The sequence below is a fragment of the Shewanella sp. SM55 genome, assembly GCF_025654025.1.
Lineage (GTDB): Bacteria > Pseudomonadota > Gammaproteobacteria > Enterobacterales > Shewanellaceae > Shewanella > Shewanella oncorhynchi.
Window position 1 is genome coordinate 1 of sequence record NZ_JAKKRS010000045.1, and the last position, 589, is coordinate 589.

1 rRNA gene is annotated in these 589 nt (G+C 45.5%); it reads right to left on the reverse strand.

Going from position 1 to position 589, the window contains the following annotated elements:
- Positions 1-407: 407 nt before the first annotated feature.
- Positions 408-589, reverse strand: a 16S ribosomal RNA gene (locus L5L91_RS22770); the annotation flags it as partial.

The window sequence follows — 589 nt, forward strand, 5'->3', positions numbered from 1 at the left end:
CTCTGACTGCCAAGGCATCCACCGTATACGCTTAGTCGCTTAACCATACAACCCAAATGAGTTTCACTCATCTGCGYCGCATTGCGACCAGCTTGGTTTTACTTGTCTCACTTCTGACCAAAGAAGTGGACGCGCCTTAGACGTAAACTATGCAACTAAGCATAATTTACTATTGAATATTCAAGACACTTAATAAAGTGTTTGAGAACTCATGTTCAATGCTTGCGCATTAAACGTTTTGTAATTAATYACAYGACAGACTCATGYAATTAAATACTATCAGCTTTCCAAATTGTTAAAGAACAATGCGTACCGGCTAGCGGCGCATTTAGCTCTGACTTCTCCTAAGAGAAGCTAAACAAGCAATCTGTGTGAACACTCARCAAACATTAAGTTAGTCGTATAGGTAAGGAGGTGATCCAGCCCCAGGTTCCCCTAGGGCTACCTTGTTACGACTTCACCCCAGTCATGAACCACAAAGTGGTGAGCGCCCCCCCGAAGGTTAAGCTACCCACTTCTTTTGCAGCCCACTCCCATGGTGTGACGGGCGGTGTGTACAAGGCCCGGGAACGTATTCACCGTGGCATTC